The following is a 6000-nucleotide window of genomic DNA, read 5'->3' on the forward strand; positions in this document are numbered from 1 at the left end:
ACACGCGGCCGGTGCCGCGCTCGCACCGCGCTCGACGACGACGGCCACGGCCCTCAGGGGAGGTCGTCGCGGGTGACCCGACGGTGCCGCACCAGCAACTCGTCGCCCGCGGCAACGAGTTCGTCCTCGCACACGCACATGATGTCCAACCGCGGCTTGCCGCCCTGCGGCGTCACCACGACCTGCGTGTAGCTGCGCACGAAGAGCACACCGTCGGCGCGCGGCTCAACCGCCGCCATCGTCAGCAGGTGCCTGACCTGCTCGCCCTTGTCCGCGAGCGCCGCGGCGGCGTTACGCACGCCCGCCTCCAGCGCTTGGCGGCCACGGATCGGCTCGGGCGCCGACGGCGGGACGAACACACCGTCCGGAGTGAACATGGCGGCCCACTCGGCCGCCTCGCCGGCATCGAGCAGGTGCATGTGCCGGGCGTAGAAGTCTTGGACCCGGGCGTACGTGTGGGTCGCACCCGCGGTCTGATTGGTGTCCAGCGGCATGGAGTCCTCCATCGGCTTTCTCGGCTTCCGCTCGAAGGTGCCCGGTACACATCGAACTTCCCTGGTTCCGGCCGCAAGCGACGCTCGACCGTCGTTCCGGTCGCCGCGCGCAGCATCGAGGCCATCCGACTGACGCGACCGCGGAGGTGCTGTGTGCGGCTGATCGACCTATCCTCAGCGATCGACGCATCGTCTGCCGAGCCCGACCCGGTGGTGCACAAGATGCTCACCCCGCGCGAGGGCGCCGAACACATGTGCGCCGAGATGCGCAAGCACTTCGGGATCGACTTCGACCCGCACGAGCTGCCCGACGGCGAGTTCCTGTCCCTCGACCGCCTCTCGCTGACCAGTCACACCGGCACACACGTCGATGCGCCGTCGCACTACGGTTCCCGTACCACGTACGGCGACGGGACGCCGAGGCACATCGACAGCATGCCGCTGGACTGGTTCTTCCGGCCCGGCATGGTCCTCGACCTCACCGACGCCGGGACGGGCGTGATCGGCGTGGCCCGCATCGAGAAGGAGTTCGCGCGCATCGGCCGGCGTCCCGACCCGATGCACATCGTGCTGCTGCACACCGGTGCCGACGCCCGGGCGGGTACCCCGGAATACTTCACCCGGTTCGCGGGCCTCGACGGGCCCGCCACCCGGCTGCTGCTCGACCTGGGGGTGCGCGTCATCGGCACCGACGCGTTCAGCCTGGACGCGCCGTTCGGCGACATCATCGACCGCTACGGCAGGACCGGTGACCGGTCGGTGCTGTGGCCGGCGCACATGGTCGGGCGCGAGCGCGAGTACTGCCAGATCGAGCGCCTGGCCAACCTGGGCGAGCTACCCGCGCCGTACGGCTTCCGGGTCGCGTGCTTCCCCATCCGCATCGCCGGCGCCGGTGCGGGCTGGACGCGCGCCGTCGCGTTGATCGACGACTGAGGACCGAGGTGGACCAGTGAAGGGCATCATCCTTGCCGGCGGCTCCGGAACCCGGCTGCGACCGCTGACGCTGGCCGTGTCGAAGCAGTTGCTGCCGGTCGGTGACAAGCCGATGATCTACTACCCGCTGTCGGTGCTCATGCTCGCAGGCATCACCGAGATCCTGCTCATCTCGACCCCCGCCGACCTCGTGCAGTTCCGGCGGCTGCTGGGTGACGGCGCGCATCTCGGCCTCCGGTTGAGCTACGCCGAGCAGCCGCACCCGGGCGGCATCGCCGAGGCGTTCCTGATCGGCGCCGACCACATCGGTGACGACGAGGTCGCCCTCGTGCTGGGCGACAACATCTTCCACGGGCTGCGCTTCTCCGACCTGTTGCTGGAGACTGCGCGCGAGGTGGACGGCTGCGTCCTCTTCGGCTACCCGGTACACGATCCGGAGCGCTACGGTGTGGCCGAGACCGACGGAGACGGCCGACTCGTGTCCATCGCGGAGAAGCCGGCGAAGCCACGCTCCAACCGGGCCGTCACCGGGCTCTACTTCTACGACAACGACGTCGTCAACATTGCCAAGAACATCGGACCGTCACCGCGCGGCGAGTTGGAGATCTCGGGCGTCAACCAGGTCTACCTCGAACGCGGGCGGGCCCGGCTGGTCGACCTCGGCCGGGGCTTCGCCTGGCTGGACACCGGTACGCCGGAGTCGCTGCTCCAGGCGAGCCTCTACGTCGGCACGCTGGAGGCCCGGCAGGGCGTGCGGATCGCCTGCATCGAGGAGGTGGCGCTGCGAATGGGGTTGATCGACGCCGCCGCCTGCCACCGGCTGGGCGAGGCGATGGCTGGTTCGAGCTACGGCCGTTACGTGATGGACATCGCGGGTGAGCTGGCCTGAGCACGCCTGAGCCGGCCCGTTCCCGGGCCGGCTCCGCCAGGCGTCAGGACGGAGCCGGTCAGCGACCCAGTCGTCGGTAGCGCTCCTCCGTCGCGTCCTTCTGCGGCTTCCACCACCACCCGTTGCGGCGGTACCAGTCGATCGTGCCGGCCAGGCCGGCGGAAAGATCGGCGTACCGGGGCTTCCAGCCCAGCTCGGTCCGCAGCTTGTCGCTGTCGTTGGCATAGCGCGCGTCGTGCCCGGGGCGGTCCGTGACCAAGTCGAAGTCGTCCGCGGGCCGGCCCATCAACTCGAGGATCAGGCGCACGATCTGTCGGTTGTCGCATTCCTGCCCGGAGCCGACGAGGTAGGTCTCACCCATCCGGCCGGACCGCAGGATCGCGTCTATCGCCGTGTTGTGGTCGTCGACGTGGGTCCATTCCCGGACGTTGTCGCCCCGCCCGTAGACCTTCGGCCGGTCACCGGCCAGGATGTTGGTGATCTGCCGGGGGATGAACTTCTCGACGTGCTGGTAGGGACCGTAGTTGTTCGCGCAGTTCGAGATGGTGGCTCGCACCCCGTAGGAGCGCACCCAGGCGCGCACGAGCATGTCGGAGCCGGCCTTCGTGGCCGCGTAAGGGCTGGAGGGGTCGTAGCGGCTCAACTCGGTGAACCGCTCGTCGGAGTCCAGCGGGAGATCACCGAAAACCTCGTCGGTGGAGATGTGGTGTAGCCGCCGATCGTAGCGGCGTACCGCCTCGAGCAGGTTGAACGTGCCAACCAAATTCGTCTGCACGAACGGCGCCGGATCCAGCAGCGAGTTGTCTACGTGGGATTCGGCCGCGAAGTGCACGACGGTGTCGCTGGCCGCGACCAGCCGATCCAGCACTTCGGCGTCACGGACGTCGCCGTGCACGAACTCGATGTGATCGAGGATCGGCCGGAGGGAGCTGCGGTTCCCTGCGTAGGTAAGCGCGTCCAGCAAGATGATCCGGTATCCGGGATGACATCGACGGACGTGGTGCGCGAAGTTCGCGCCGATGAAGCCCGCTCCGCCGGTGATCAGCATGGTCGTCATACGGGCACGCTAACGATCCCGGCCGCGACATCACTGGAACGCCGATGGACGCATCGTCCGCCCGCTCTTGAGCCTTCCTTGAGCCGGTGCCGCCAGGCTTCGGCGACCGAGTCCGCCACCCCCGAGGAGCACCGTGACACGTCGCCTCTTCACCTCCGAGTCGGTGACCGAAGGCCACCCGGACAAGATCGCCGACCAGATCAGCGACGCCGTCCTCGACGCCCTGCTCGCGCAGGATCCCCAAAGCCGCGTGGCGGTGGAGACGCTGATCACGACAGGTCAGGTCCACGTCGCCGGTGAGGTGACCACGCGGGCCTACGCGGACATCCCCCAGATCGTCCGGGACACCATCCTAAACATCGGGTACGACTCGTCGCGGAAGGGCTTCGACGGTCTGTCCTGCGGCGTGAACCTCTCCATCGGCGCGCAGTCGCCCGACATCGCACGCGGCGTGGACCGAGCGATCGAGCGGGTGGCCGGCGGCTCGGTGCACGCCCTCGACACCCAGGGCGCCGGCGACCAGGGGATGATGTTCGGCTACGCCTGCTCGGAGACACCCGAGTTGATGCCGCTGCCGATCGCGCTGGCGCACCGGCTGGCCCGCCGGCTCGCCGCCGCGCGCAAGGATCGGACGATCCCCTACCTGCGGCCCGACGGAAGACCCAGGTCACCATCGAGTACGACGGCTCGCGCCCGGCCCGCCTGCACACGGTGGTGGTGTCGTCCCAGCACGCCGCGGACATCTAACTCGATTCACTGCTGGCCCCGGACGTGCGCGAACACGTGATCGAGCCGGAGCTGACCGGCCTGGGCGTGGACGTCGAGGACTACCGGCTGCTGGTGAACCCGACGGGTAGATTCGAGATCGGCGGGCCGATGGGCGACGCAGGCCTGACCGGCCGCAAGATCATCGTCGACACCTACGGCGGATACGCTCGCCACGGCGGCGGCGCGTTCTCCGGCAAGGACCCCTCCAAGCTGGACCGGTCGGCGGCCTACGCGATGCGCTGGGTCGCCAAGAACGTGGTGGCGGCCGGCCTGGCCGAGCGTTGCGAGACGCAGGTCGCATACGCGATCGGCAAGGCGCGCCCGGTGAGCTTCCTCGTGGACACGTTCGGTACCGAGAACGTCCCGACGCACCGGATCGAGCGCGCGATAGACGAGGTGTTCGACCTGCGGCCGGCCGCGATCATCCGCGACCTGCGCCTGCTCCGCCCGATCTACCGGCAGACCGCCGTCTATGGCCACTTCGGCCGGGAACTGCCCGATCTGCTGTGGGATAACACCGATCGTGCGCAGGACCTCAAGGACGCCGCGGCCTGAACACAACGGCGGGAAAGCCTGCCACGCTTCCTCGGACAGCGCGCGCGTCATGACCATCCGCGTGCTGGTCGCTGACGACCAGGACATCGTCAGAGCAGGGCTCTGCATGATCCTGAACGCCCAACCGGGCATCGCCGTCGTCGGCGACGCCGCCGACGGCCGCCGGGCGACCTCCATGGCCCGTTCGCTGCGTCCCGATGTGTGCCTGCTGGACATCCGCATGCGCCCGAGGTCGACGGGATCGAAGCCACCCGCCAGCTCGCCGGGGCCGACATCGCCGATCCTCTGGCCGTCGTCGTCATCACCACCTTCGACCTCGACGAGTACGTCTACGGCGCGCTCAAGGCAGGCGCCCGAGGCTTCCTCCTCAAGGACGCCGGTGCCGAGATGCTCACCCAGGCCATCCATGCCGCCGCCCGCCGCGACGCCCTGATCGCACCGAACATCACCGCGAGGCTCCTGTCCTCCTTCGCGAACAGCCGCCCGCGCTCGGTGCCACCTGAACCTGTCGAGCCGCTGACCGCTCGCGAGGAACAGGTCCTGCTGACTGCCGCTCGCGGGCGGACCAACAGCGAGATCGGCGACGAGCTGTCCATCAGCCTCAGCACCGTCAAGACCCACATCGCCGCCCTGATGCGCAAGCTCAACGCCCGCAACCGCGTCGCAATCGTGATATGGGCCTACGAGACACGCCGCGTCGGCATTGGATCGGCGCCCGCAGGCTCGGGTCGCGGAAACCAACGCTGGCCACTTTGGTCTTCTTGGGAGGTCTCCGGTCGGATCAGCCGTCAGCGCTCCGCCGTCATGCAAGCGCTGGCGATCGTCGTTCACTGCCCGAGAGGGCGGTAGCGGAGGTGCACGACGCCGTTTCGGCATCGGCGCTCATCGAGGAGTTCAAGGTCGACGCGCATGCCGGTCGGCAGGCCCGGCTTACCCCCGCCGACGACCACGGGCCAGACGAACAGCTGGCACTCGTCGACCAACCCGGCCGCAAGAGCCTGCGCCGCGAGGTTTGCACCCCCAACGGTGAGATCGCTGCTGGCCGTGGCCTTCAGTTCGCGTACTTCAGCGGGATCGAAGCGGCGTTCGAGTCGGGTGTCGGCGGTCGACACCGCAGCGAGAGTCGTGGAGTACACGACCTTTCTCGCTGCCTGCCAGACGCTTGCGAAGTCGGCCATAAGGTCAATGCTGCGTAGCTTAAGTTGATCTTGGGGTGTGGTCTGCGGTTGTGTGGATGCTGTCGGGTGGTGCGGCGTGGCGGGCTGCGGGCCGACGGGGTTGGCTGTTCTGATTCCGGGTCATGT

At 68.7% G+C, this 6000-nt stretch carries 5 protein-coding genes and 2 pseudogenes; 4 read left to right on the forward strand and 3 right to left on the reverse strand.

Annotated features, from left to right (window positions below; translation table 11 throughout):
- Positions 1-53: 53 nt before the first annotated feature.
- Entirely contained in the window at positions 54-494 is a 441-nt protein-coding gene (locus tag HCA58_RS21460; RefSeq protein ID WP_169599672.1) for a nuclear transport factor 2 family protein, read from the reverse strand.
- Between the two features lie 153 nt (positions 495-647).
- Between HCA58_RS21460 and HCA58_RS21465 the strand changes: the two genes are divergently transcribed.
- Positions 648-1427 carry a cyclase family protein gene (locus HCA58_RS21465; RefSeq protein WP_169599674.1) on the forward strand — a complete coding sequence of 260 codons (780 nt, stop codon included), beginning with the start codon at positions 648-650 and terminating at the stop codon, positions 1425-1427.
- Between the two features lie 16 nt (positions 1428-1443).
- Positions 1444-2316, forward strand: coding sequence for a glucose-1-phosphate thymidylyltransferase RfbA (gene rfbA / locus HCA58_RS21470; RefSeq protein ID WP_013287171.1), 873 nt, complete (start codon positions 1444-1446; stop codon positions 2314-2316).
- A 58-nt stretch (positions 2317-2374) separates the two neighbouring features.
- Here rfbA and rfbB read toward each other — a convergent pair whose 3' ends face one another.
- A complete protein-coding gene (gene rfbB, locus HCA58_RS21475) occupies positions 2375-3364 on the reverse strand; it encodes a dTDP-glucose 4,6-dehydratase (protein WP_169599678.1) in 990 nt (329 codons plus the stop codon).
- 142 nt (positions 3365-3506) lie between these two features.
- On the opposite strand from rfbB, the pseudogene metK reads away from it, so the two are divergent.
- A pseudogene (metK, locus tag HCA58_RS21480) lies at positions 3507-4696 on the forward strand (methionine adenosyltransferase).
- 49 nt (positions 4697-4745) lie between these two features.
- Positions 4746-5395 (forward strand): annotated as a pseudogene (locus HCA58_RS21485) (response regulator transcription factor); the annotation flags it as partial.
- A gap of 128 nt (positions 5396-5523) precedes the next feature.
- Here the strand turns inward: HCA58_RS21485 and HCA58_RS21490 are convergent.
- Positions 5524-5808, reverse strand: a complete 285-nt coding sequence (locus HCA58_RS21490; protein ID WP_346776073.1) for a dihydrofolate reductase family protein — start codon at positions 5806-5808, stop codon at positions 5524-5526.
- Positions 5809-6000 lie beyond the last annotated feature (192 nt).

Origin of the sequence: Micromonospora sp. HNM0581 (assembly GCF_012726175.1) — a bacterium.
Taxonomy (GTDB): domain Bacteria; phylum Actinomycetota; class Actinomycetes; order Mycobacteriales; family Micromonosporaceae; genus Micromonospora.

Bases quoted from the DNA above. Each gene is read 5' to 3' on its own strand.
- rfbB (WP_169599678.1), bottom strand. From the start codon at position 3,364: ATGCTGATCACCGGCGGAGCGGGCTTCATCGGCGCGAACTTCGCGCAC.
- HCA58_RS21460 (WP_169599672.1), bottom strand. From the start codon at position 494: ATGCCGCTGGACACCAATCAGACCGCGGGTGCGACCCACACGTACGCC.